General features: G+C 35.6%; 1 protein-coding gene. It reads left to right on the top strand.

Annotated features, from left to right (window positions below; all coding sequences use genetic code 11):
* Nucleotides 1-221: 221 nt before the first annotated feature.
* Entirely contained in the window at nucleotides 222-422 is a 201-nt protein-coding gene (locus tag ACFIL8_RS12270; protein WP_015856172.1) for an AlpA family transcriptional regulator, read from the top strand.
* Nucleotides 423-610: the final 188 nt, after the last annotated feature.

The raw sequence follows: 610 nt of genomic DNA, 5'->3' as shown, positions 1-610 counted from the left end.
GGTCAATCTTAAGATATGGGGTGAATAACCCCATGATCTGTGGATAACTTTAGCTCTCTTCTCTCTCATTCTTTCTCAATAAGATTCATAAATTATCACATCAGAAAAACTATGATAAAATATTGTTTTCTATAAATAAAACATCTTTCTAAATGAACCAAAATGTGGTTAATAAATGGTTATGATTTGTTGCCATTTTTTGAGAGTGAAAGGATTTTAGTATGACAGAAAATGATATTCTTTTAACTGACCGTGAAAGTGCAAAACTGCTTCATATGAGTGTTTCAACATTCCGGCGTCATGTAACCAATGGCTCTCTCCCAAAACCTTTAAAATTTGGCTTTTTATCCCGTTGGTTACAATCGGATCTTTTGAATGTAATCGAACAAGCAAAACAGCAACGTTATAACGACGCGGCATAAAAAGAAAACCTTGTCACGTAAGAACGGACAAGGCTTTCTCAAACTCATCAACCTGGTGCTTTATTTGGTGTAAATTCAAGGCTTTCTCTGCTGAAGCAAGACTTAAGGTTTGCATTCAAGTTGTTCTGAATGCTTTTTACAATAAGGGCTATTTAAGCGTCTCTCAACACTTCGCTGAGGCATGACAG

Origin of the sequence: Bartonella sp. AP57NXGY, assembly GCF_042195805.1 — a bacterium.
GTDB lineage: Bacteria > Pseudomonadota > Alphaproteobacteria > Rhizobiales > Rhizobiaceae > Bartonella.
Note: the sequence above shows the minus strand (reverse complement) of the source record. Positions and strands in the feature narration are given on the sequence as shown.